Source organism: Enterobacter cloacae complex sp. 394F7 (assembly GCF_057320385.1).
Window position 1 is genome coordinate 252926 of sequence record NZ_JBXWCS010000005.1, and the last position, 24299, is coordinate 277224.

Below are 24299 nucleotides of genomic sequence, written 5' to 3' on the forward strand. Positions count from 1 at the left end.
CTCTCCTTCGGTATTATTGTATGGTGTCCGGGGTTTCCCGGTAAGAAATCAGCGGATCGACAATCTGGCGCGTGCTGCCATCGGTCAGTCCAAGATCGGTTAAATGCGGCCCGGCGTTGCAGGCAAGGCACGTCCCTTCAATGGCTTTAAATACTCTGTATGGCGGCTCCCAGTCGGCAATCTGGCTGCTGCGTTCACGCAGTTCACGAAACTGGCGCGCCAGTTCCGCAGGGGCGAGTTCTGACAACATCCCCGCAATGGGCATCGCCACATGGGCGATCACGTCCCCGTTCTGGACCAGCGCCATCCCGCCACCGCTTTGGATCAGCGTGTTGGCGGCCAGTGCCATGTCATCAGGATTGCGTCCCAGTACCACCAGGTTGTGTGAATCGTGGGAGTAGCTGGTGGCAATGGCCCCCCGCAGCTCTCCCCAGCCTTCCAGCAGGGCGATTTGCGGTTTTGCCGCATGGCGCGCGTGGCGGTGCTGAACCCAAATCAGGCTAAAACCAGCCGGTATCTCAACGCGTCCGTCACGTACCCGGGCGTCGGTTTCTCCCCAGCGGGTAAAACGTGCGCCGCTGATATGACGCAGGCGCGCCACACCGTGGTTTGCGTTGTCGATGCGCATGTAAAAATCTGTGGCGGTCAGCGACGACAGGCGCACGGTATCCCGGGGCAGCGTCAGGGGCGTATCAACAATCGGCTCGATCATCGCTCCGTTACGGGCAATGCATTTTCCGGCGACGTACACCCGGCGAGCCGTCAGTTTATCCAGTGAATCGAACACCACCAGATCCGCACGACGACCCGCGGCAATCAGCCCGAGATCGTTACGCTGCAGGCGCAGGGAAGCATTCAGGGTGGCAAACCGCAGCGCGTCCGTCGCCGGAAGGCCATGTTCAATCAGCAGGTTGAGCAGGGCGATGATGCCGCCTTTTTCCATCAGGATGTCCGCTGGGACATCATCAGTGCAGACCGTGATTTGTGACGACAGATGCGGCAGCGTTTTCAGCGCGCTGACGATATCAGGCAGCAGATAAGGATGCGAGCCGCGGATCTCCAGCGTCAGCCCGGCGCGTAATTTTTCCAGCGCATCGTCGGCGGAGGTGAGTTCATGATCGGAGGTGACGCCCGCCGCCAGGTACGCCTGTAAATCCGCGCCGCTCAGACCACGCGCGTGGCCTTCAATCAGCTTCCCACTTTCCAGCCCGGCCTGCAGGATCTCCAGCATACGCTGACTGCCATTCAGCACCCCGTGCATGTCCATCACTTCCGCCACGCCGCGCACTTCGGGCCAGCCAAGCAGGGTATTCATCTCTTCGCCCGCAAAGTCTGCGCCGGACATCTCCAGCCCCGGTGTGGAAGGGACGCTCGATGGCGCCGCGACCATTACCTGCAGTGGCAGGTTGCGGCTCGCCTCAATGGCAAAGCGGACGCCCTCAATGCCCAGCACGTTTGCCAGTTCGTGCGGATCCCAGAACACCGCGGTGGTGCCCTGCGCCAGTACGATCTCTGCGTAGCGGGCGGGCAGCAGGTGCGAGCTTTCAAGGTGAACATGCGTGTCCATTAGCCCCGGAGAGAGAAACTGGTTATTCAGGTCATGCGTCTCAAGCGCATCGTTGCGGCTGCCGCGTGGATGGACGCTGGCGATAAGCGAGCCGACGATGCCCACATCCGCGTCGCGGATCTCACCGGTTGCCATATCAACAACCCGGGTATGCGTAAGCAACAGGTCAAACGGCGTTTCGCCTCGTGCAGCCTTCACGGCGCGGCGTCGGGTTTCGGCAGTCATGCAATTAACAGTTCCAGCATTGAAATATTGACGTTACTCTATGCACCCGGCAAACGTTTGCCCAGCTGATAAAATTTATCGCCCGATAACCCCGGGTTATTCTGTGACGCGTGTAATGGATAATGATGACGGAACCCTGGCAGCGCTTGCCTGCGCTCTCCCTTCGGCAGCTACAGTATTTTGTCACTCTGGCGCAGCTGCGTCATTTTACGGATACCGCCAGTAAACTGGCCATCAGCCAGCCGGCGCTCAGCAGCGCCCTGCGGCAAATCGAAACCGTGCTCGGCGGTAAACTGGTCAACCGTACCGCGTCGGCGGTCACGCTGACCGAGCTGGGGCACGCCATTCTGCCACACGCCCAGCGGGTGCTCAGCGTGGCGCAGCTGGCGTTTGATGATATGCAGCAGATTGTGCAGGCCGGCGGCGACGGTACGGTGCGGATCGGTCTGGTGCCTTCAGTCAGTTCGCTACTGTTTCCGCTGCTGCCGCAGACGCTGGCGCAGGCCTTTCCACGTCTGCGGGTGGAGTTTCACGACCAGACCAACGATGCGCTGGTGGCGCAACTGCTGAAAGGGCAGATTGATTTTGGCATCGGGGCACTGGACAACTCGGTACCCGAACAGCTGGACGTGTTCCCGTTGCAGGAGGATCCGTTTGTGGCCGTGCTGCATTGCGACGATCCGCTCGCCGCGTCGGCACATGTTCCCTGGAAACAGCTGGTGGGCCGGGATATTGCCGTTTTCTCAAAAGGCAATATTCAGCGGCTGGTCAATGCGCTTGCCGAAAGCCACCGTCTGTCCCTGCAGACCCGTTATCAGGTGGACTATATCGAGACATTATACGGGCTGGTGCGCTCGAAGCTTGCCGTGGGGATATTGCCTCAGCTTTATACCACCCACCTGCAGGACCCGCAGCTTAAGGTGGTCCACCTTCAGCAACCGGCCCTGGCGCGCACGGTGGCGCTGATGCGTGCCCCGCAGGCGCTGCCTGCGCTCATTGAGTCCTGCTTTACCCTGATGGTTGATACCTTACGCACCAGGTAGGGCGACACTTCTTTACAGCGAAACGGCGCGCAGCTCGCTAAGATGACCTTCGTTAAATCACGAGGTCACAATGGAAAACCGCAAATTCAGCCAACTGCGCCGCTGGGCGCGGGAAGGGATCATACTCGTACTGCTGGCGCTGGCCGTGATGTGGGGTGTGGATCAGTACCGCAAGCCGACATTACCCGCCACGTTTAGCGCTACTCCGATGCAGGGCATTGATGGCTCATTACATGACATTGCCGCACTCAGTCAGGATCGGCCGCTGTTGATTTACGTCTGGGCGACCTGGTGCAGCATCTGCCGTTATACCACGCCTGCGGTCAATAGGCTGGCAGAAGAGGGCGGGAACGTGGTGAGTATTGCCATGCGCTCTGGTGATGACGCTAAGCTTGCGCGCTGGGTCGAAAAAAAGCAGCTGAAAATGCCGGTGATTAATGACGAAAACGGTGCGCTGTCACAGCAATGGCAGGTTAGCGTAACGCCGACGCTGGTGCTGGTCTCTAAAGGCAATGTCGTCAGTACAACAACGGGCTGGACAAGCTACTGGGGATTAAAAGTCAGGATGTGGTGGGCAGGGTTATAAAAATAGCCCCTCTTCCGGTGGAAGAGGGGCTGTGTATTACTTCGCCAGAACTTCCTGCGCAGTACGCTCAACCAGAGACAGCAGGGTTTTGATATCCTCCAGCGTCACGGTTGGGTTCAGCAGCGTCAGCTTCAGACAGGTCACGCCGTTATGCTCGGTCACGCCGACGTTTGCACGGCCGGACTCCAGCAGCGCATCACCAATTTTCTGGTTCAGCAGGGCGATACCTGCATCATCTGCCTGCACCTCGCCACGGAAGCGGAACAGCACGCTTGCCAGCTGTGGCTGCATAACCAGTTCCAGAGCGGGCTGCTCTTTCACATAAGCTGCAACCTGCTGTGCCAGCGTCACGCCGTGATCGATGATCGCCGCGTATTGCTCCTGACCCAGCGCTTCCAGGCTCATCCACAGCTTCAGCGCGTCGAAACGGCGTGTGGTCTGCAGCGATTTGGAAACCAGGTTCGGCACGCCGGCTTCTTCGTCGAACTCAGAGTTCAGGTAAGCCGCCTGATAGCGCATCAGCTCATAGTGGCGCGCTTCCTTCAGCAGGAATGCACCGCAGCTGATGGTCTGGAAGAACTGTTTGTGGAAGTCCAGAGTAACGGAATCCACCAGTTCAATGCCGTCCAGGTAGTGGCGATACTGCTCAGACATCAGCAGTGCGCCGCCCCAGGCCGCATCAACGTGTACCCAGATGTTCTGCTTCGCCGCCAGTTCAGCAATGGCACGCAGCGGGTCAATAGCACCGGCATCGGTGGTCCCGGCTGTCGCGACAATCGCCAGGATCTGTTCGCCGTTGGCGTTGCACTGCTCGATTTTCGCCGCCAGATCGGTCAGATCCATGCGAGAGAATTCGTCAGTTTTCACCTGCACGACGGACTGATAACCCAGACCCATGAGCGCCATGTTTTTCTGCACGGAGAAGTGCGCGTTTTCGGAGCACAGTACGCGGATCTTACGCAGATCGCCCGTCAGACCATCCTGCTGGACAGAGTGGCCCTGACGTGCGAAGAACGCATCACGTGCCAGCATCAGACCCATCAGGTTGCTCTGGGTGCCGCCGCTGGTGAAGACACCCGCGTCGCCAGCCTGATAACCCACGCGGGTACGCAGCCATTCGATCAGTTTGATCTCAATAATGGTTGCGGACGGGCTTTGATCCCAGGAGTCCATGCTCTGGTTAGTGGCGTTAATCAGCACTTCCGCCGCCTGGCTAACGACCAGGCTTGGGCAGTGCAGGTGCGCCACACACTGCGGGTGATGAACGGACAAACTGTCTTTCAGGAAGAACTCCACGGCGCGTTCAATCGCCGCTTCGTTGCCCAGCCCTTTCGGGTTGAAATCCAGCTTAATGCGGTCGCGCAGTTCCGCGACCGTTTTGCCCTGATACATCTCAGGCTGTTTCAGCCACTGCATCACAGCCTGAGTGCTTTGTTCAATCGCCTGCTGGTAAGCTTCAATGCTCTGCGCAGAGGAGAACAAAATTGGGTTTGAATCAGACATCGTAATCAACAACTCCGGTTACGCCGGGCGAACGCCCGCAGCAAGCAGTGCCTGCTCGAATTTATCCAGGAAGACTTTCAGCTCATCATCGCTGATCAGCAGAGAAGGCAGCAGACGCAGAACGATACCGTTACGACCACCGCGCTCCAGAATCAGACCGGCTTCGAAGCACTTCTTCTGAATCAGTGCAGACAGCTCGCCATCACCCGGGAAGCAACCCATGTGGTCAGCGGCTTCGTGTGGTTTAACGATCTCAATACCGATCATCATGCCCAGACCGCGAACGTGGCCGATAACCGGATAGCGTTTCGCCATCTCGTTCAGCTGGCCTTTCAGCCATTCGCCCTGTGCAGCCACTTTGCCAGCGATGTTCTGGTCTTTCAGGATCTTCAGCGTCGTCAGACCGGTTGCCATCGCCAGCTGGTTGCCGCGGAAGGTGCCGGTGTGGTGACCTGGTGCCCATGCATCGAACTGCTTTTTGATACCCAGCACAGCCAGTGGCAGACCGCCGCCAACGGCTTTGGACATCACGATGATGTCTGGCTCAATGCCAGCGTGTTCGAAGGCGAAGAATTTACCGGTACGGGCAAAGCCAGCCTGAACTTCGTCCAGGATCAGCAGAATGCCGTGTTCCTGAGTCACTTTACGGATGCGCTGCAGCCACTCAACCGGAGCCGGGTTCACGCCGCCTTCACCCTGAACGGCTTCCAGAATGACCGCAGCAGGTTTGCGCACGCCGCTTTCGACGTCGTTGATCAGGTTTTCGAAATAGTAGGTCAGCGCTTTCACGCCAGCCTCACCGCCGATACCCAGTGGGCAACGGTACTGGTGTGGATAAGGCATGAACTGCACTTCTGGCATCATACCGTCTACCGCTTCTTTCGGAGACAGGTTACCGGTCACGGATAGTGCGCCGTGAGTCATACCGTGGTAACCACCAGAGAAGCTGATAATACCGCTACGGCCGGTGACTTTTTTCGCCAGCTTCAGCGCCGCTTCCACGGCGTCAGCACCGGATGGACCGGTGAACTGCAGGCAGTACTCTTTGCCCTGACCAGGCAGCAGAGAGAGCAGGTATTCGGAAAACGCGTCTTTCAGAGGCGTAGTCAGATCCAGAGTATGTAACGGCAAGCCGCTGGTAATGACATTTTGGATGCTTTTCAGCACATCAGGGTGGTTATGGCCAAGCGCGAGGGTGCCTGCGCCTGCTAAACAGTCAAGGTATTCTTTATTATCTGCATCGGTGATCCACACGCCTTCTGCTTTAGTGATGGCTAAAGGCAGTTTGCGCGGATAACTCCTGACGTTAGATTCAAACTCGGCCTGACGGGCCAGATAGGTTTCGTTGCTTTTGTGGGCATCTACGGTGTCAATACGGACTTTATCCGTCATCATATCACTCCTACAACCGCCGCTTCGTTATGAGCCACGATTGAATAAAAAGTTAAAAAACAGATGGGGGCCTGAAAAAAACGCCGCCAATATAGAGCCTTTTGCCACGGGGCTCAATGGTTAATTTGTTTACTGTTTTGTGACATGGGGCACAGGGGACGGAATATCCCCGTTTTGAGAAAGAAAATTACGCGTTATGGCAAATAAAAACAGCCGGTTACGTGCTAACTGCCCGGAGGGTAAAATCATAAAAAAGAGTGTGACAAATCGTGCCATTTTTCCCTGAAAGGGAGGTTGACCGCCTCCTTAGCCTGCTTATTACTGCGACAGGGCTAAAAAGCGGTGGTCATCATAGATGCGTAATGGAATTCCGCATTAAAAATGGACTTTCAACGCGCGTGGTTTCCCGATGGGTTTCACCGTTAATAATATGCAGAGCACTGAGGCGACCAATTTCATAATGCGGCAGTTGAACCGTTGAAAGAGGCGGAAGAAAGAGTTCTCCAATGCCCACCATATTGTCATAGCCGATAACCGCGATATCTTCAGGGATGCGAATTCCTTGCGCCAGCAGGGTCTGGTAAACCATCAATGCGATACGATCGTTGCCGCAGATAACCGAGTCGAACTGGGGAAGGCCATTCTGAATGTGCGCCTGCAGAACTGACGGAATGTCGCGATAGTGCTCGTCCCCAAACGCCATATAACTATGATCCAGACGGTCCGGGTCGAGCCCCGCTTCACGGCATGCACGTTCCAGCCCGTGACGGCGTCGGGTTGTGGCCAGATGGTCGGCGGGTAAATGCAGGCACAGGGGCTGTCGATAGCCTGCGGCGAGTAACGCCTGTACGGCGGTGTACTGCCCCTGTTCATCATCAGGAATATAGCTGGCGACCTTTTCATCGATACTTTCGCAGTTGGCCAGCACGCAGGGGAGGGTAAGGAGCTTGGCCGGGAGAGGAACCTGACGTAATCCCATGGTGGTGTAAATAATGCCGTCCGGGCGGTGAGAGAGCAGCAGATCGACGATTGCCTCCGGGTTGTCATCGGTAAACATATTCATGACGAAGCTGTTCCAGCCGTGCATCCTGGCCGTCTCTTCAATGGACAGCGTAATCTCCACCGAGAAAGGTGTCGTCACCGTATCGAGTGCCAGCACGCCTATGGTTTTTGGCGAGGCATGCGCGCCGCGTACTTTCTTGGCGGAAAGATCGGGTACGTAGCTGGTCTGCTCAATAGCCTGCTGTACGCGTGCCAACGTTTCCGGTTTAAGGCGCTCCGGGTTGTTAAGCGCGCGTGAGACGGTCATCAGCGATACGTTAGCCAGCTTTGCGACGTCCTTCAGGGAAGCCATTTTCTTACTCCGTTAATGTCACGTGTTAAAGAGTATACAACTAAGTTACTGATGTAAAAGGAAAGGGGTTATGTGAGTGGAGCCAGACAGGCGTCATTGATGAATAATTGATCGCGATCTCACTTCTGTAATGTTAACGTTAACTTTCGTGATTAACATCATGAATCTGATCCAAACCGCATGAATAGCGCTCAATGTTAACGTTACCATTTTGTCATTACTCCAACATGAGAATGTCATGATGAAAACGCATCACTCTCACAGCTACCCTTTATTGAGCGCATTACTGTTTTTCTTTTTTGTCACCTGGTCTTCTTCCGGCTCTTTGCTTTCCATCTGGCTCCACCAGGAGGTGGGCTTAAAAGCGGGCGACACCGGCATTATCTATGCCGTGCTTTCTGTCTCCGCGCTTTTCGCTCAAATCTGCTATGGATTCATTCAGGACAAACTTGGTCTGCGCAAGAACCTGCTCTGGTTTCTGACCAGCCTGCTCATTCTTTCTGGTCCGGCCTTTTTGCTGTTTGGTTATCTGCTGCAGATTAACGTCTTACTCGGCAGTATTTTCGGCGGGATTTATATCGGCCTGACGTTTAACGGTGGGATAGGGGTACTGGAGTCCTATACCGAGCGTGTCGCCCGCCAGAGCCAGTTTGAGTTCGGCAAGGCGAGGATGTGGGGATCGCTTGGCTGGGCGGTGGCAACCTTTTTCGCGGGACTTCTGTTTAACATTAATCCGAAGCTGAACTTCGCTGTCGCAAGCTCTGCAGGACTGCTGTTTTTTGTTTTGCTGGCGCGTCTCAGGGTCTCTTCCGCCCCGCACGCCATGCAGGAAGCGGTGTCAGGCGGTAAAGTCACGCTGGAAGATGCATTGCGTCTGCTGACGCTGCCGCGGTTCTGGGCGCTGGTATTTTTTGTTATCGGCACCTGTATTTATGGCGTTTACGACCAGCAGTTCCCGGTCTATTTCTCCTCCCAGTTCCCGACGTTACAGGAAGGAAACGCCATGTATGGCTATCTCAACTCCTTCCAGGTTTTCCTTGAGGCGGCGGGCATGTTCTGCGCGCCATGGCTGGTGAATCGCCTTGGCGCAAAGAATGGCCTGATTTTTGCGGGAATGGTGATGGCGATGCGTATGGTGGCTTCGGGGCTGGTTGAGGGGCCGGTACTGATCTCCATTACCAAGCTATTGCACGCGGTCGAACTGCCCGTTTTGCTGGTCTCAATTTTTAAATACAACAGCTTACATTTTGATAAACGGCTCTCTTCCACCCTCTATCTGGTGGGCTTTGCCTGTACCAGCTCAGTGATCGCCTCGGTCCTGTCGCCGCTGGCGGGTTACAGCTATGAGAAATACGGCTTCGCCCAGTCCTATCTCATTATGGGGCTGTTAGTTTTCAGCACCACGTTTATCTCCATCTTCCTGTTGCGCTCGGGTAAATCCTCTTCTGACCCGCTCATGCCGCAACCTTCCACCATCTGATCGAAAGAGTAGAAAAATGACGTATTCAATTACTAAAGCAGAGCAGGAACTTCAGTCCAGACGCGAAGGGCTCAACCTGCGCTGGTATCCACGTTACCACCTCGCTGCACGCGCTGGCTGGATGAACGACCCAAATGGCCTGATCTGGTTTGACGGCTGGTATCACGCTTTTTACCAGCATCATCCGTACTCCACCCAGTGGGGGCCTATGCACTGGGGCCATGCGCGCAGCAAGGATTTAGTTCACTGGGAGCATCTCCCCGTTGCGCTGGCGCCAGAAGGGCCTGAAGACAAGGATGGCTGTTTTTCCGGATCGGCGGTGGTGGATGGCGATACGCTGGCGCTGATTTACACCGGACATAAATTCCACGGCGATCCTGATGACGAGGCGAATCTCTACCAGGTGCAATGTCTGGCGACCAGCCGTGACGGCATTCATTTTGTCCGGCAGGGAATGATCGTTGATACCCCGCCAGGTCTGCATCACTTCCGCGACCCGAAAGTGTGGCGTGAAGGGGAGAGCTGGTACATGGTTGTCGGTGCACGGGACGGTGAGACGGGCCAGGTGCGCGTTTATCGTTCTGCCGATCTGCGTGAGTGGCAGGATATGGGCGTGCTGGCAGTGGCTGAAAAAAAGATGGGCTACATGTGGGAATGCCCGGACTTTTTCATGCTCAATGGCAAACGCGTGCTGATGTTTTCGCCTCAGGGGATGGCCGCTGAAGGATTCAAAAACCGTAATCTTTTCCAGAGCGGCTATCTGTTGGGCGAATGGCAGCCCGGGCAGCCTTTTGTGCGGGAAGGTGAGTTTGTGGAGATGGATCGCGGGCATGATTTCTATGCGCCACAAAGTTTCCTCACGCCTGATGGTCGCCGCATCGTTATCGGCTGGCTGGACATGTGGGAATCCTCCCAGCCGGAACAGGAGGACGGCTGGGCAGGGATGCTCTCTTTACCGCGCGAACTGACGCTTGGCGCGGATCACCGTCTGCAAATGCGGCCAGCCAGAGAGGTCGAAGGCCTGCGGCGAGCGTGGTTCCCCTGGCCGGTCAGCACGTTGACTCATCAGCAGATGGCTCTGGTGGAACGCTGCGACGCGATGGAGGTTATTCTGCAGTGGGATTGTGCCAATAGCAGTGCCGAGCAGTACGGCATGAGTCTGGGAGAGGGGCTGCGCGTCTACGTGGATGCTCAAATGCAGCGTCTGGTTCTTGAGCGAAACTATCCGCAGTATGGCCTGTGCGGGACACGAAGCGTCGCGCTGAACCTGGATAATACGCTTAATCTGCGTCTGTTCTTCGACAGTTCATCCGTGGAAGTTTTTGTCAATGAAGGCGACGCGTGTTTAAGCAGCCGAATTTATCCTGATGAAGATTGCCGTGATCTGGCGCTGTTTGCCTGGATGGGGCGAGCGTCACTTATCCATGGTGGGGCCTGGCAACTGGAGTAAACATTGACCTGGCGACGACGGGCATCAGGTCAGTTTAATTTAAGGTATTGCCCCATCTTGATGGGGCGACTTAAATACAGAGTCATTAATGATGATTCTTTTTAATCTTTAGAGAGTTGAGTGTTCATGAATTTCTCATTCTCTTCAACCAATTGAAGATAATAGCCACCTTTGTTCTATGTACCGTCGTTTGGTTTCCAGCCTTTTGAGAGAAGATGTTCTGCAGCATTCGAGATTGGCTGGTTCATAACGTAATCAGTTTCATTGATAAGTTGTTTAACGCTGCTGTTCTGTTTAGCTGGCTTCACGTTACATTCACCATTCGCGTCCTGCAATTGCGTACAGACTCAATTGGTTGCTAATCATGTTTTCAAAATAAATAAGATTTACCTATATGGAATAGTTGATTTTAATTTGGTGAAGAGTGCATAAGGGCATACCGCTGTCGGGCGTATAGTATGGTAATATGTGTCATTGAATTATGTGTTGTAGTAGTATGTATAATGATGATTTTAGTTATATATTATCATGCGTTTTCACTATTGATGCCGAGAAAAGAATTACTGAATACTTAAGATCTCAGAATCTTGAAAATATAAAAAATATGCAGGTTGAAAAGACGTTTAACGATTTAGGGTACGAAGTAAATATTTGGAATGTTAGAACAAAAAATGATGGTAACTGGTGGGTTGCTGAGGGAGAACTCGTCCCTTTAAATCTTTATACTCAGGGTGAATATTTCTTTTCTGCTGACGAAGCATACTCTTTTCATTTAGGTATAACGCAGAGACTACAGGCAAGACATCATAGTGAGTTCAAACATGTTATTGATGAATTGCCCTTAGATATCGATATGCTATGCTCAATCAGTCGTAGGCTTAATGCCTCTGCTGTTGCTCTGAATGATATAAGTGCCCCTGAAGACATTTAAAGTATTGGGTTAACATGTAGAGAGAGTATGGTTGAACTCGCTGCCCATCTTTATAAAACTCATGAGGATATTTTAAAGAAAGATAACATTAAAGCTGCTGATTTTAAGAATATCTGCAGAATAGTCATTGGGTTATATGCGGCAGGAAAGCATAATTCTGGCTTAAGGAAATATTGCCGTTCAACTGTTGAATCTGCGTGGGATCTATCTGCAGAAACAGTGCATTCTTCAAATAAAAATTTACCTGATGCAAAGATTTGTCTTTTACTTACTTGCACTGCTGTTTCATTAATTCAAAACCTATTCCTTAAATTTATTGGGTTTGATAATGAAATAAAATGTCCTAACTGTCACAGCTTAAAGAGTGAAATATACGAATCCGAAGAAGATAGCCAACTTCACGTGGTGTGCGGGGAGTGCGGGGAAATTGTGGAGGTCATATCCGAAGAAACGGATGAACAGCCATAAATACTCCAATAAGTTATAAAATTTACGCCCGAATGAAGCGGGCTTTATCCATTAATGGTTCGCCGCTGACTGTTCAATAGCTTGTCGCCAGTAGCTATTCCAGCGCCGCCACCCATCCGCAACGTTTGCGGTGTGGATTTCCGCAATTTTCTGGTAGGTCTTTGACGTCTGATCATAGTTCTGTGATGTGTGCGCCAGCATTAGATCGGTTTTTTCCTGATCGCGTCTAACCTCAATGCGCAGAATGTTAGCCCAGGAACGGCGCAAATTGTGAACGGCGCATGTCACTTCTACCGGTTCGCCGGTCTGCTCGTCGGTGTAACCAGCCATCACGCCCAGCCGCGCTAAAACGTCGTTTAAAGTTGTTCCGCCGACAGGCCAGCATTTGCCTGCGTCTGTAGGCGAAAGCCCCAGCACGTCGCGAACGCTGCTATTCTTTGAACGGTTTCCAGAAATGAACCATACATCGCGCCGTATCTCCTGTCGCACCATTTCAACAACTTCGTTTTTACGACGGCCAGTTACCATAATAAACCGAAGCGCGTTACCTGCGACGGTGTGCGGCAGTTAGGCGAATAACTGCCGGTAAGTGTCCGCCGTTATGCTGGCTTGTCGCGGTTTGGCTTTTGCGGGCATCTGGTTCTTATCGATGCTGTCCTTCAGTGTCTGCGGAACTTGGATCGGCTGCGGATTGTTCCCGCCGGTGTGGATATCCTCAGTTTCTTCTGTGATTGATGGGGGCTGATTGGGAGTCCTGAGTGGTTCACTAACGGGCATTAAGGCTTGTATTGTCTAAAATCTGATAAATTGTATAAACATTATGTGATCGTTAACCTTAAATGGTTGAAACGCCCTGGTACCACCCAGACGATAAGAAAGGGGATAGAGTCTGCGAAAAGTTTCGGCTGGATTGCTATAACGTTCATCAGTATGATTGCTTGTACAATCTGGGGTTGGGGAAACATCTTTGAAAGATAAAGGACGATACAATATGAAAGTTACTGATGAAGCTTTGTTACGTTCTGGTTTTACACCATCGGATTTGCAGAAGATAAAAAACAATGTTGAAAGCTATGGTGGTACGTTGGGAGAAGCGATTCAGGATCTGGCAAATCGATTCAGGATAGTTATTTGGATCTTTTCCGCTTTCATGGCAATGTTTCTCTGGGTAATTATTTCAAATGAAATACAATACATCATATCCACAGGGATCGGTTTATCTATAGCAATGTTGATTGCTGTTTTTGTTCAACCGCCAGTCCTTTCTTACAAATCCTGGCGGTTCTGGAGAAAATACAGAGGTTAATGATTCGGTGCTTCGGTGGAAAGCAGGTCAAAAATAACTTTAGCCTTGATACCGTAGCCTACTATTTTCATAGTTAACTTGGGGCGACTCATTATGTTGACTTTACGATAGTAATCGTGGGGAAGCCAACGGAACAATCGCCAGGCACCTGCTTTTCGCGCTAATCCAAAAATGCTGTAGATGTTTGCGCTTAATGTCAGAGTGTTATACAAAGCCAGACCAGATTCAGCCTTAAACCCCATAAACTGAGCAATATTAATCACTTTGTCAGCGACCACACCTTCAGAGTTAGATTCCCCTTGAGATAAAAATTTATTCACTTCTTTAGTTATACCGTTAGTGCCATCAGCAACTAAGATTGCACCAGCGAGGACTCCAATAGGGTTCATCGTCGAGATCATGATCATCCCACCATAGAAAACCATCCCTGATATAACGATATTCACAGCCGAAATCATATATCCGACGATTTTATTATTTTCCCGAACAAACTCGACCTGTGCATAAAGTTGTGCGGCTCTGGTTTTTAACAGGCGTTCTTGTTCGTGCAGATTATCCGTTTCGGCACGCAGATTTTTGATGCATATAATGCATTCTTCGTCTGTTTTAGCTCGCCGTGCTGCCTCGAACTCCTTTTCTACGACCTGTTTTATCTCTTCGACAAACTTGATACGTGTTAGACCATCTTGCAAATAGAATGCTGACAACCGGTTTGCTGTTTCGACGAGTTTCCGGGCTTCCAGATTCACCATGGTATCTGACCATGTTCTGTTCCAGCCTCTGTTGAGCAGCGCGATATCCATTAAAGACTCCTTCCCAAAATGTGTCTGGTCATTTTACGTGCAATAAGGTCGAAGACAAAAGGAAATACATTCCCAACGTCTTATTTTAGCGGAAAGAACACATGATCAAACTTTGAGACTCCATGCCGCAATTCTCTACTTTTATTCTCCGACGTTTCAAACGTCCTGGAGTACGGGCAGGACTGCGAGCGAGTAACGTACTCTTCATTTTCTATACCTTATAAACTGCAGTCGAAAGGATTGAAGAGAACAAGCTTACTGGCAGGTAAGGTTCTAATATTTTTTTGAGTATTGGCAGGCTTCCCCCACGTTTCAGAACGTGATAGCGAAGGTTCTTGCGTGGGCTGTGGGCTGCAATGTGAAGAGCGAGCATATCCCTGGCCTCTTTAAATTTGGCTGAGACCGTCACACGTCAGATCGGTTTCGAAAACAGCGAAAGATCACAACTAAAAGAGGCTCGAGCAATCCGGCCTTTTTGTCGTTTGGATGTGGGATACAGCTTGTGATACAAGCTGGGACACAGAGCATTTTTTAGGGTTGAGTCTTTGGCTTTCCGCTGGCATGATCCAGAACAGGGATTAACGGGACGTTAATCGCAAGCTTTTGATTTTTATTTATTTGACTCGGGGTGCCCTTCTTTGTGAAGGCTGAGAAATACCCGTATTACCTGATCTGGATAATGCCAGCGTAGGGAAGTCAGATGCCTCCTCTGGTCATCGCTTCTTCACGCAAGGCAGGAGCGAACCCATGCAGCCTGACCTGCTCGATTTACACGTTTTACATCACTTCCGAACCCGTTCGCCGCTCACGCACTGTATGACCAATGATGTCGTGCAAACCTTTACGGCCAACGTTCTGCTGGCGCTTGGTGCTTCTCCGGCAATGGTGATTGAAGCCGAAGAGGCCGAGCAGTTTGCCGGGATGGCCGATGCGCTGCTGATTAACGTCGGTACCCTCACCACGCCCCGCGCCCAGTCGATGCGTCGGGCTATTGAGAGCGCGGTGGCGGCAGGCAAGCCCTGGACGCTTGATCCGGTTGCCGCGGGCGCTCTGGCGTTCCGTACCCGCTTTTGTCATCAGATCCTTGCACTGAAACCAGCCGCCATTCGCGGCAATGCGTCGGAAATTCTCGCCCTTGCGGGGATGAGCGCAGGGGGACGCGGTGTCGATACCACCGACACCGCCGCTGCCGCGCTGCCCGCCGCACAGGCGCTGGCTCGCCAGTCCAATGCCATTGTGGCAGTGACGGGGGAGGTGGATTACGTTACCGACGGCCAGCGCACCCGAAAGGTTGCGGGCGGCGATCCGTTAATGACCCGCGTGGTGGGCACCGGGTGTGCGCTCTCGGCGGTGGTGGCGGCGAGCTGCTCGCTGCCGGGCGATCGGCTGGATAATGTTGCCGCTGCCTGCGGATGGATGAAGCGTGCCGGAACGATCGCCGTTGCGCAGTCTCACGGGCCGGGCAGCTTTGCCAGCGCGTTCCTTGATGCGCTGCACAACCTGGAGGCACAGGCATGAAACGAATTAATGCTCTGACGATTGCCGGTACCGATCCAAGCGGCGGTGCCGGTATCCAGGCCGACCTGAAAACGTTCTCCGCTCTTGGCGCTTACGGCTGCTCGGTGATCACCGCCCTGGTGGCGCAAAACACCCGTGGCGTGCAGTCGGTCTACCGTATCGAACCTGATTTTGTCGGTGCACAGCTGGACACGGTATTCAGCGATGTGCGCATCGACACCACCAAAATCGGGATGCTGGCAGAAACGGATATCGTCGAAGCGGTGGCCGAGCGGCTGCAACGTTATCAGGTGCAAAATGTGGTGCTGGATACGGTGATGCTGGCTAAAAGCGGCGACCCGCTGCTCTCTGCCTCTGCTGTTGAGACATTGCGCAAGAAACTGCTGCCGCAGGTGGCGCTGATTACGCCAAATCTGCCGGAAGCGGCCGCACTGTTAGACGCGCCGCACGCGCAGAACGAACGTGAGATGAAAGAGCAGGGGAACGCCCTGCTGGCGATGGGGTGTGGCGCGGTGCTAATGAAAGGCGGCCATCTTGATGACGATGAAAGCCCGGACTGGCTCTTTACCCGTGACGGTGAACTGCGTTTCACGGCCCCGCGTGTGCACACCAAAAATACCCACGGTACGGGGTGCACGCTCTCTGCCGCGCTGGCGGCGCTGCGTCCACGGCACAACAGCTGGGGCGATACGGTACGCGAGGCCAAAACGTGGCTCTCCGCCGCGCTGGCAAAAGCCGATACTCTGGAAGTGGGTCACGGTATTGGGCCGGTTCATCATTTTCATGCATGGTGGTAAGCCAGTATACTGGCAGGAAACACCAGGCCTGAGAAAACAGAGATGGAACAAGCGCATACCCGGTTAATCGCTCAACTGAATGAACGGATCGCCGCGCCCGACAACATGCCGCTGTATCTGAAATTTGCCGAAACGGTAAAAAACGCGGTACGCAGCGGAGTGCTGGAGCACGGGAATATTCTGCCCGGCGAGCGCGATCTGAGCCAGTTAACCGGGGTGTCGCGCATTACCGTGCGCAAAGCGATGCAGGCGCTGGAAGAAGAGGGCGTGGTAACGCGCGCCCGGGGTTACGGGACACAGATCAACAACATCTTTGAATATTCGCTCAAGGAAGCGCGCGGGTTTTCCCAGCAGGTGGTGCTGCGCGGTAAAAAACCTAACACGCTATGGGTGAATAAACGGGTGGTGAAGTGTCCGGAAGAGGTCGCCAGCCAGCTGTCGGTACCCCCGGACAGCGAGGTATTCTTGCTTAAGCGCATTCGTTACGTTGACGATGACGCGGTGTCGATTGAGGAGTCCTGGGTTCCGGTTGAGTTAATTCATGACCCGGACGCAATTGGCATCTCGCTGTACGACTACTTCCGTAGCCAGAATATCTTTCCGCAACGCACCCGCTCCCGGGTCAGCGCCCGGATGCCGGACAGCGAGTTTCAGGCGCATATCAGTATGGATGACAAAATACCGGTACTGGTGATCAAGCAGGTTGCGCTTGACCAGCAGCACCGGCCGATTGAGTACAGCATCAGCTACTGTCGCAGCGACCTATACGTCTTTGTGTGCGAGGAGTAAGGCCTCGCGCGTCGGCGCGCAATCCCCGCCGCGGTGGCTGACCACCCAGGCCGCCACGGCATTTCCCAGCGTCACGGCATCCGCCAGACGCCATCCTGCCGCCAGACCGGCAAGCGTACCGCCCGCATGGCTGTCGCCTGCGCCAATGGTGTCGACGACGGTGGCGGGAAACGCAGGAACATAACCCGATGCGTCGCCTTCATACCAGGCTGCGCCATCTTTGTCGTGACGAATAATCAGCGCGGCGCCATAACGGTGCTGCCACTGCACGCCTAAAGTATCAACGTCCATGCCAGCGCGCTCCGCGGCAATCTGCGCCTCCTGACGATTGAGCGACACGATAGGTTTCAGAGCCATGATCCGCGCCATCAGCGCGTCGGGAATATCAGCAATGCGGGGGCCAAAATCGATAAACGCGGTGACGTTTTCCAGCGACTCCAGCCAGCGTGTAAGCAGTTCGCCCGATGGCGATGCCAGCTGATAGCCGGACAGATACACCAGGCTACCCGGTGGGACGTTCAGCCCATCCAGCCAGTGCGGCTGCCACTGGTTCTCCACGCCGCTAAACGACATAAAGGTGCGTTCGCCGTCAGGCTCTACCAGCGCCAGACACCAGCCGTTATCGCCCGCTTCGGCCTCCACGGCGCTGTGCAGATCCTGCCTAGCCATGGCGTTACGGATGATCTCCGCCCATACGCCGTGGCCAACGGGCAGGGCGTTTTGCGCCGCAATGCCGAGCCGCTTCAGGGCGATGGCAATATTCAGCGCACAGCCGCCGATATTCACCCCTTGTTGTTTCAGCTCGATATCGCATCCGCGCCAGGGCAGGGCGTACGCGTCGGCGATCACGTCGATGACCGCCGCGCCCAGCACCGTGACCGGGCGTGTGGCCTGTAATGTTTCAAGACGCTGGGCTAACGTACTCATACGCCCTCCCTTTGCTCCCGGTAGTGCAGCAGTTTTTCGCAGTAGTGGTCAAAATTGAGCCGGTTTACGGTGTCGAGCTCATCCTTCAGCGCCGGGTCAATCGCCTGCACGCCGTGCAGTGCCCCGCAGATGGCCGTTGCCATCGCCCCGATGGTGTCTGTATCTCCACCGAGGTTGGCGCACAAAATCGCGCAGCGGTTTGGGTCCGTGCCGGCCAGCTCCACCATCGCAATCGCCGCCGGAACGGACTCAATGGTGCTGGTGCCCGCACCAATAAGCTGGTAAACCTGCTCGCTGGCGGAGTCGATGCCGTGGGCTTCCCGCACGGTCTTAAGCGCCAGTTCAATACGTGCCGCCAGCGAGGCGCTGAAGGTGGTGGTATTCGCCTCCTGTGCGTAGCGGGCAATGCCGGGCAGGGCATCGACGATGTTCTGCCAGCGCTCGCCGTCGATGGCGCGCGAAACCGCCCAGGCAATCACCACGGCCCCGGCGATGGCGAGGTCCGATTTATGCGTCGGGCTGGAGGCCAGCGCGACCTGCCCGACAAAATGTTCCAGCCGCGTCGCCGGTAGCAGGCAGCCCAGCGGGGAAGCCCGCATCGCCGCCCCGTTGGTCACACCGTTGTTGTCCAGTTCACTGACGGGTTTGCCGTCGCGGATGGCGTTAAGCGCGATTTTTGAGGTGGGACCCAGCACGTTTTTATTAAAGGCATCGAAATCCAGCGCCCAGTTCAGGATGTGTTTGCCGATGATATCCGCGTCAATCTCCCCGTCGCATTCGATAATCGCATCGGCCAGGCACAGCGCCATCGAAGTATCATCGGTAAACTCCGCGCGCTTAAAATAGCAGGCCGCGTTATTCTCTGCCGGGCCGGGTAAGAAGCGGTCGATCCAGCCGAAGTGCGCTTTTACGCGCTTTCTTGGCCATAGCTCGGAGGGCATACCCATCGCATCCCCTAACGCCTGCCCGTAAAGGGCACCGAGAATACGTTCTTGTTTCATTTAACTTCCCCTTGTGTCAGCGCAGCATCGCCATCAACCACCTCAATTGCGGTGATCTCTTTGTCCGATTCGCGGAAAAACAGCATAAACAGCACGGCAATCACGGCAATCATGATCGCACCGAATGTCCACATTCCGGCCCAGTTGAAGGTCAGCCCATTCACCGGCTCTTTGTAAGCGAACATTTTTTCCATCATCACGCCGCCCAGGCGGTAACCCAGCAGGCTACCAAAGCCCTGACAGCACAGCGTAATCAGGCCTTGCGCAGCCGTACGCATATGCGCCGGCGCTTTTTTATCCACGTAGATATACGCGGTTACATAGTAGAAGTCGTAGCTCACCCCGTGCAGCAGAATGCCGAGGAACAGCAACGCATAGGTGAAGTATTGTTCTGCGCCGCCGTAAACAAAGAAACCGTAGCGGATGGCGGCCGTGAGCAGGCCCAGCAGTAAGACCTTCTTAATACCAAAGCGTTTAGTGAAGAATGGCAGCGCCAGCATAAAGAAGATTTCAGAGAACTGGCCGAGCGTCATCCAGCCGGTGGCGTTTTTCATCCCCACTTCGGTGAGATAGCCGTTGGCGAAGATGTAATAGAAGGCCAGCGGCATCGCGAACAGGAAAGAGCAGAAGAAGAATACCAGGAAGTTTTTGTCGCGCAGCAGGATCAGCGCGTCCAGACCGAGCATCACTTTGAAATCCAGCTTGCCGGTACTTTTCGGCGGCGTATTCGGCAGGAACAGGGCAAACACGCCCAGCAGGGCGGAGCTGGCTGCGGTCATCAGCAGCGGAATATTGGTATCAGAGATATCGCTATAGCCCAGCATCTGCGGCAGGAACCCGCATGCCAGACCGGAGGCGATCCAGCCGATGGTGCCCATCACGCGTATACGCGGGAAATCGGCTTCCACGTCATCGACGTTGGCGAAGGCAATACTGTTGGTCAGCGCAATGGTGGGCATATAGGTAAGAGAGTAGGCCAGCAGCAGCGGGAAGAAGGTGCTGAACTGGGTTTGCTGTGCGGCGAAGTACATCAGAATGGCACCGGCAAACATCAGAACCGCCAGCACTTTCTGGGCGGCAAAGAAGCGGTCGGTCAGCGAGCCGACGAGAATAGGCGACAGGATCGCCGCAATGGCCGTACAGGCGTAGGACCAGCCAATCTCCCCGGCGGTAAAGCCGCTTTTGCTCAGCCATAGCCACAGCGGCACAAACCACGCTCCCCAGATAAACCATTCAACAAACATCATGAATGACAGTTGGACTTTCGTTTTCATTGTTTAATCCTGCATGTCAGTGAGAGTACGCCTTTAACATACCATTCAATAATACCTTTGAAATACCTTTGTGGTGATTGTTTGATCAATGTAACAGTTTTGTTGTACACGAATCGAGCCAGCAGATTGTGCTGAAAAAAAATGCAAATGCTGGAAAATCTGTTAAGTCGGTACCAGGCTTAGTCTGCCCATAAAAATGTGGGTCTGGATAAACACTCACCGACATGACGTCGGAATTACGGGAGCATCGCTATGACTGATATTGCGCAGTTGCTTGGCAAAGACGCCGACAGCCTTTTACAGCATCGTTGTATGACCATTCCAGCCGACCAGCTTTATCTGCCCGGCCACGACTACGTTGACCGCGTGATGGTGGATAACAACCGTCCACCGGCCGTGCTGCGAAATATGCAGACGCTCTATAATACCGGGCGGCTGGGCGGTACCGGGTATCTCTCGATTCTGCCGGTTGACCAGGGCGTTGAGCATTCGGCAGGCGCCTCCTTTGCAGCCAATCCGCTCTACTTTGATCCGAAGAACATTGTTGAGCTGGCGATTGAAGCGGGCTGTAACTGTGTGGCCTCTACCTATGGCGTGCTGGCGTCTGTTTCACGGCGTTATGCCCACCGCATTCCTTTCCTCGTCAAACTGAACCACAACGAGACGCTCAGCTACCCAACCGAATATGACCAGACCCTCTACGCCAGCGTGGAGCAGGCGTTCAATATGGGCGCAGTAGCGGTTGGGGCAACGATCTACTTCGGCTCTGAGCAGTCCCGTCGTCAGATTGAAGAGATTTCCGCCGCCTTTGAACGCGCCCATGAGCTCGGGATGGTGACCGTGCTGTGGGCGTATCTGCGTAACTCCGCGTTTAAAAAAGACGGGGTGGATTACCACGTCTCAGCTGACCTGACCGGTCAGGCAAACCACCTGGCCGCAACCATTGGTGCTGACATCGTGAAGCAGAAAATGGCCGAGAATAACGGCGGCTATAAGGCGGTGAACTTCGGTTATACCGATGACCGTGTCTACAGCAAGCTGACCAGCGATAACCCGATCGACCTGGTGCGCTACCAGCTGGCGAACTGCTACATGGGACGCGCCGGGCTGATTAACTCCGGCGGTGCGGCGGGTGGAGATACTGACCTGTCTGACGCGGTACGCACGGCGGTTATCAACAAACGCGCAGGCGGTATGGGGCTGATACTTGGCCGTAAAGCGTTTAAGAAATCGATGGCGGACGGCGTGAAGCTGATCAATGCAGTTCAGGATGTCTATCTGGACAGCAAAGTGACGATCGCCTGAGTACTCCCTCTCGGTGGGCATAATGCCTGCACAGACGGCCCCCTCTCCCTTTGGGAGAGGGCTGGGGTGAGGGGGAACATACGGCTGTGGAGGTCATTCCGTTCACTTTATGTTCCTTGCTACTCTGTAACAACATGACCCGTGAACGTGCCAGGGTGGCTCAATCGCCACCACCCTGGCGACCCGGGCTCCCGGCGGTAAATCGCCGCTTCGCGGTGCCTTCGGCTTATTCCTTCCGGCTTATCGGGGACGGGCGGATGTAACGTCCCTGTAAAGCCGCCCTCTCGGCGCATCCCTGCGCCTCGCCCCGGCCTGCAGGAAACGCCTCAGCGATTTACAGCCGGACCAGGGCATCGCTGAATGTTCTCCGTCATTCTGAGAGCAGTGTTATCGCTTCTGGTTATGAATTACTGGGGAACCCTCAGCCCAGTGGAAGAGAACTGGGCTGAGGGATCAGCGCAGAAGCACACAATCCGGCGGCAACCGGCACTGCAGCGCGCCGGGCAATACCTCTATGCGGAAATGCTCCCCGCTCAACGGTTCCCCATCCAGATTAAACGTCATCCCGTGCGGGGCATTTACTTCGAACCACGCGGATTTTCCGGCAATAATGTTTGGGCTCTCTTCCGGCTGCGTCAGCGTGGTAAATAGCGCGGGCAGCAGGCCGTCGCCGGTGAAAATACGCAGCTGAAGCTGACCGTCATTAATTAGCGCCTCCGGGCACAGCTGCTGCCCGCCGCCAGCCTGACGTCCGTTGCCAATGCCAATCACCAGCGCGTCTCCCTGCCACTGGAAATCCTCGCCGCGAATTTCACAGCGGTCCGGCTTGAGGGTGTCCATGCGCATCAGGCCGTGGATCAGATAAGAGACACCGCCCAGTGCCGCTTTGAGTTTTTCCGGCGTTTCGCTGGTGATCCGCGTGCCGAACCCGCCCGTCGCCATGTTGATAAAGCAGGTTTTGTCATTCACCTGCGCAATGTCCACGGCGGTAGCTTTACCGAGGATCGCCAGTTGCAGGGCTTTACTTAACTCCTCCGGAATGCCAGCGCTGGTGGCAAAATCATTGGCGGTACCGAGCGGTAAAATGCCCATCACCGGACGGTCTTCGGTGGGCAGGTCGACAAGCGCAGAGGCGATCTCATTGATGGTGCCGTCGCCGCCGCCGGAGATAATGGTTTCGACACCCAACGTCAGGCCTTCATGGATATACCGTGCCGCGTCGCCTTTTTCCCACGTGACCCGTACATGGATCCGCGCCCCGTCTTCCCGCAAATCAGTGATTGCCTGACGCAGCAGATCGTTGCCTGCACTTTTACCATTGAGAATCAATAAACTGTCTGGATAGGTTGCCATCCTCGCTGCTCCCTTTTTTAGCGTTAGTAAGAGTGTATAGCAGTGCGGAAAAAAGCGGGTAAGAACAGGATGAAAGGGAAAAATAAGGCCGCGTAAGCGGGGCCTTTATACCGCCAAACGAAGCCCGTAGCGCTTACATAGCATGCTCCTGTCAATTGCGGTTATCGTTTGAGCCCTGACATTTGCTTTGCCTCAATTTTCAACTGCTTACGCCAGACACGGTTATGTAGCGTTAGCGCAATGGAACGGTAAAAAATCGATGTATTCATCCACATGATGTTCAGACAGAAAAATCCCAGACCCAATAAAGAGGTTATTTGCGGCGTGTAATTGTCAACGGGGCCGAATAAAAGCGAAATCCATGTCGAGAGGAAATAAACGATGCTCATCAAGCCTGTCAGCGTAATGACAAAAATATGCAGTTTATATCCAGACAAAGAACCCCGTGTCGTCATAAACATCGTGCTCATCACTGCCAGACAAGGTAGATTGAAGTAAAAACGTCCATTATGATGACCCCACAGGTTAGCCCAAAAGGAAATCATGACAATGAGCGTTGGATTAATTACAGACGCGCCAGGACGTTTCTACACCTTCCAGTCAACATTGCCCGCCGGTGAATATTTCGAATTTCGCCCCCGCAACCCTCCACTGAACTCAAAACCCATTGTTGATGACGAAAGCGGGATGTGTATTGGTTATTCTGTCGCACAGGCTCCCGGTTTATGGCAGATTTACGATGCCGACGGCATGTTTGTCAGGCTGGAAGAAGCGCCATTAGAAGCCCCACTGATTGACCCAACAGACCTCGCTTTAATTGCCTTTGGTGCATTTCGTCTTTTTCGGGCAGGTAAGGCGTTACTGGAGAGTGGTGTCAAAACCGCCGTAACGGTGAGGCTCAGTGAGGCTACCATCAGTCTCTTGCGGGGCCGCCTTAAATTAGGCTTATCAGCGCGCGCCCTCAGGATGAGCGAGTCATCGGCAAAACACATGCTGACCCCAGGTCGTTATGTGCCGTTACAGATTCAGGAAAAGGCCATTCGTTATGGTACCAGAACGCCAGACCCACTAAAAAAGCCTGGGCTTTTCCGGTACGAAGCGCGTATGTATAAGCTTGTGGAAGACAGGCAAAAGAAAGGCACTTATATTTATAAGTCTTATCGTCTTGAGGTTTTGGTCAGAGAAACTGACTGGACTATCATGCATTTTCAGTACATGCCGTAAGGG

General features: G+C 54.1%; 23 protein-coding genes and 1 riboswitch. Of the genes, 12 read left to right on the top strand and 11 right to left on the bottom strand.

Annotation, left to right across the window (positions count from 1 at the left end):
* Positions 1-13 precede the first annotated feature (13 nt).
* A complete protein-coding gene (locus AC2FAK_RS10090) occupies positions 14-1792 on the bottom strand; it encodes an adenine deaminase (protein ID WP_095455007.1) in 1779 nt (592 codons plus the stop codon).
* Positions 1793-1914: 122 nt separating this feature from the next.
* Here AC2FAK_RS10090 and AC2FAK_RS10095 point away from each other — a divergent pair, with 122 nt between their 5' ends.
* Both AC2FAK_RS10095 and AC2FAK_RS10100 read left to right on the top strand, forming a co-directional pair.
* On the top strand, positions 1915-2835 hold the full coding sequence (locus AC2FAK_RS10095) for a LysR family transcriptional regulator (protein ID WP_162185063.1): 921 nt from the start codon (positions 1915-1917) through the stop codon (positions 2833-2835).
* Positions 2836-2905: 70 nt separating this feature from the next.
* Entirely contained in the window at positions 2906-3421 is a 516-nt protein-coding gene (locus AC2FAK_RS10100; RefSeq protein WP_095455006.1) for a protein disulfide oxidoreductase, read from the top strand.
* 36 nt (positions 3422-3457) lie between these two features.
* Here AC2FAK_RS10100 and AC2FAK_RS10105 read toward each other — a convergent pair whose 3' ends face one another.
* From AC2FAK_RS10105 to AC2FAK_RS10115, 3 genes are all read right to left on the bottom strand, one after another.
* Complete coding sequence (locus tag AC2FAK_RS10105; RefSeq protein ID WP_013097917.1) at positions 3458-4924, bottom strand: pyridoxal phosphate-dependent decarboxylase family protein; 1467 nt, start codon at positions 4922-4924, stop codon at positions 3458-3460.
* An 18-nt stretch (positions 4925-4942) separates the two neighbouring features.
* Positions 4943-6319 carry a diaminobutyrate--2-oxoglutarate transaminase gene (locus tag AC2FAK_RS10110; RefSeq protein ID WP_013097916.1) on the bottom strand — a complete coding sequence of 459 codons (1377 nt, stop codon included), beginning with the start codon at positions 6317-6319 and terminating at the stop codon, positions 4943-4945.
* Positions 6320-6665: 346 nt separating this feature from the next.
* Positions 6666-7670 (bottom strand): LacI family DNA-binding transcriptional regulator, encoded by a 1005-nt coding sequence (locus AC2FAK_RS10115; protein ID WP_058683285.1) that lies wholly within the window; start codon positions 7668-7670, stop codon positions 6666-6668.
* 238 nt (positions 7671-7908) lie between these two features.
* Between AC2FAK_RS10115 and AC2FAK_RS10120 the strand changes: the two genes are divergently transcribed.
* From AC2FAK_RS10120 to AC2FAK_RS10135, 4 genes are all read left to right on the top strand, one after another.
* Positions 7909-9150, top strand: coding sequence for an MFS transporter (locus tag AC2FAK_RS10120; protein WP_020690161.1), 1242 nt, complete (start codon positions 7909-7911; stop codon positions 9148-9150).
* Between the two features lie 16 nt (positions 9151-9166).
* Positions 9167-10600, top strand: a complete 1434-nt coding sequence (locus AC2FAK_RS10125; protein ID WP_095455005.1) for a glycoside hydrolase family 32 protein — start codon at positions 9167-9169, stop codon at positions 10598-10600.
* 496 nt (positions 10601-11096) lie between these two features.
* Entirely contained in the window at positions 11097-11531 is a 435-nt protein-coding gene (locus tag AC2FAK_RS10130) for a hypothetical protein (RefSeq protein WP_205742472.1), read from the top strand.
* A 27-nt stretch (positions 11532-11558) separates the two neighbouring features.
* Entirely contained in the window at positions 11559-11999 is a 441-nt protein-coding gene (locus AC2FAK_RS10135) for a hypothetical protein (RefSeq protein ID WP_205742471.1), read from the top strand.
* A gap of 51 nt (positions 12000-12050) precedes the next feature.
* On the opposite strand, the gene AC2FAK_RS10140 is transcribed toward AC2FAK_RS10135, so the two are convergent.
* A complete protein-coding gene (locus AC2FAK_RS10140) occupies positions 12051-12527 on the bottom strand; it encodes a hypothetical protein (RefSeq protein WP_095455004.1) in 477 nt (158 codons plus the stop codon).
* A gap of 463 nt (positions 12528-12990) precedes the next feature.
* Here AC2FAK_RS10140 and AC2FAK_RS10145 point away from each other — a divergent pair, with 463 nt between their 5' ends.
* Complete coding sequence (locus AC2FAK_RS10145) at positions 12991-13305, top strand: hypothetical protein (RefSeq protein WP_023621964.1); 315 nt, start codon at positions 12991-12993, stop codon at positions 13303-13305.
* On the opposite strand, the gene AC2FAK_RS10150 is transcribed toward AC2FAK_RS10145, so the two are convergent.
* Positions 13302-14108: a DUF4225 domain-containing protein gene (locus AC2FAK_RS10150; RefSeq protein ID WP_061772972.1), complete on the bottom strand. Its 807-nt coding sequence runs from the start codon at positions 14106-14108 to the stop codon at positions 13302-13304. The genes AC2FAK_RS10145 and AC2FAK_RS10150 overlap by 4 nt on opposite strands.
* 614 nt (positions 14109-14722) lie before the next feature.
* Positions 14723-14819, top strand: a riboswitch (TPP riboswitch).
* Between the two features lie 36 nt (positions 14820-14855).
* On the opposite strand from AC2FAK_RS10150, the gene thiM reads away from it, so the two are divergent.
* The 3 genes from thiM to AC2FAK_RS10165 are packed head-to-tail and all read left to right on the top strand — an operon-like array spanning position 14856 to position 17212.
* Entirely contained in the window at positions 14856-15626 is a 771-nt protein-coding gene (gene thiM, locus AC2FAK_RS10155; protein WP_095455003.1) for a hydroxyethylthiazole kinase, read from the top strand.
* Positions 15623-16423 carry a bifunctional hydroxymethylpyrimidine kinase/phosphomethylpyrimidine kinase gene (thiD, locus tag AC2FAK_RS10160; protein ID WP_095455002.1) on the top strand — a complete coding sequence of 267 codons (801 nt, stop codon included), beginning with the start codon at positions 15623-15625 and terminating at the stop codon, positions 16421-16423. Before thiM ends, thiD begins: the two co-directional genes overlap by 4 nt.
* Before the next feature lie 42 nt (positions 16424-16465).
* Entirely contained in the window at positions 16466-17212 is a 747-nt protein-coding gene (locus AC2FAK_RS10165; protein ID WP_013097911.1) for a GntR family transcriptional regulator, read from the top strand.
* On the opposite strand, the gene AC2FAK_RS10170 is transcribed toward AC2FAK_RS10165, so the two are convergent.
* The 3 genes from AC2FAK_RS10170 to AC2FAK_RS10180 are packed head-to-tail and all read right to left on the bottom strand — an operon-like array spanning position 17186 to position 20414.
* Positions 17186-18139, bottom strand: coding sequence for a PfkB family carbohydrate kinase (locus AC2FAK_RS10170; RefSeq protein ID WP_038979523.1), 954 nt, complete (start codon positions 18137-18139; stop codon positions 17186-17188). The two genes, AC2FAK_RS10165 and AC2FAK_RS10170, sit on opposite strands and share 27 nt — an antisense overlap.
* Positions 18136-19140, bottom strand: a complete 1005-nt coding sequence (locus AC2FAK_RS10175) for an ADP-ribosylglycohydrolase family protein (RefSeq protein WP_062728876.1) — start codon at positions 19138-19140, stop codon at positions 18136-18138. The genes AC2FAK_RS10170 and AC2FAK_RS10175 overlap by 4 nt, the downstream gene beginning before the upstream one ends.
* On the bottom strand, positions 19137-20414 hold the full coding sequence (locus tag AC2FAK_RS10180; protein WP_013097908.1) for a nucleoside permease: 1278 nt from the start codon (positions 20412-20414) through the stop codon (positions 19137-19139). Before AC2FAK_RS10180 ends, AC2FAK_RS10175 begins: the two co-directional genes overlap by 4 nt.
* 252 nt (positions 20415-20666) lie before the next feature.
* Here AC2FAK_RS10180 and fbaB point away from each other — a divergent pair, with 252 nt between their 5' ends.
* Positions 20667-21719, top strand: coding sequence for a class I fructose-bisphosphate aldolase (gene fbaB / locus AC2FAK_RS10185; RefSeq protein ID WP_008500869.1), 1053 nt, complete (start codon positions 20667-20669; stop codon positions 21717-21719).
* 453 nt (positions 21720-22172) lie between these two features.
* Here fbaB and yegS read toward each other — a convergent pair whose 3' ends face one another.
* Together yegS and AC2FAK_RS10195 are read right to left on the bottom strand one after the other, a co-directional pair.
* A complete protein-coding gene (gene yegS, locus AC2FAK_RS10190) occupies positions 22173-23072 on the bottom strand; it encodes a lipid kinase YegS (RefSeq protein ID WP_023621952.1) in 900 nt (299 codons plus the stop codon).
* A gap of 161 nt (positions 23073-23233) precedes the next feature.
* Positions 23234-23533, bottom strand: a complete 300-nt coding sequence (locus AC2FAK_RS10195; protein WP_230199650.1) for a hypothetical protein — start codon at positions 23531-23533, stop codon at positions 23234-23236.
* Between the two features lie 82 nt (positions 23534-23615).
* Between AC2FAK_RS10195 and AC2FAK_RS10200 the strand changes: the two genes are divergently transcribed.
* A complete protein-coding gene (locus AC2FAK_RS10200; RefSeq protein WP_320713949.1) occupies positions 23616-24296 on the top strand; it encodes a hypothetical protein in 681 nt (226 codons plus the stop codon).
* Positions 24297-24299 lie beyond the last annotated feature (3 nt).